The sequence below is a fragment of the Vibrio sp. 1249-1 genome (genome assembly GCF_033340495.1).
On record NZ_JAWOWJ010001012.1, the window covers coordinates 1 to 549 of the forward strand.

Below are 549 nucleotides of genomic sequence, written 5' to 3' on the forward strand. Positions count from 1 at the left end.
CTCTATCACAATCGCTCAAAGCCCTCGCTGATATCGAAAACTTTGCAATGCAGGAACCCTATCTACTGGAGTTTTTAGCCAGTTACTACGCTAACCAGTTTTGGCGAACCCATAGAGCCCATAAGGAAACCTCACCTGGCCGCTACGGCTGTCGGGTTCGGATTCGCAACCATCGCTTTGAAGCGGCTTGGTACTACAACTGGTATCTCAGTGCTAATCAAATGTCACAGCGAAACAACAAAGAACAGCGTGTTCGCTCAAAGCATTTAGCCAAAGGCAAAGGCTTTCGTTACCCACCTAGCCGCTTTCTAAAAGCAAACTCGGAATGGGAATCCGAGCTTATTGAGTACACAGAAGATGCCTTCGCACTGATCCGCGAAGTGCGGCATGAAATCCTCACCATCAAACAAAAAGCGCAAATCTGTACAAAACGACTTCACAAGCTTCGTGAGCACTTTCAAAAATCCCAAAATGGAGAAGCATAATGACTAAGAAAACCACGCCCAACGTCGGCATCGCACAACTAAACAAGGAGATTGATTTAAGTAA

Annotated in this window: 1 protein-coding gene; it reads left to right on the forward strand. The window is 46.1% G+C overall.

The window, feature by feature from the left end:
• A partial coding sequence (mobI, locus tag R7Z50_RS30195) for a conjugative transfer protein MobI(A/C) (protein WP_318150107.1) occupies positions 1-485 on the forward strand: 485 nt, incomplete at its 5' end.
• Between the last annotated feature and the right edge of the window lie 64 nt (positions 486-549).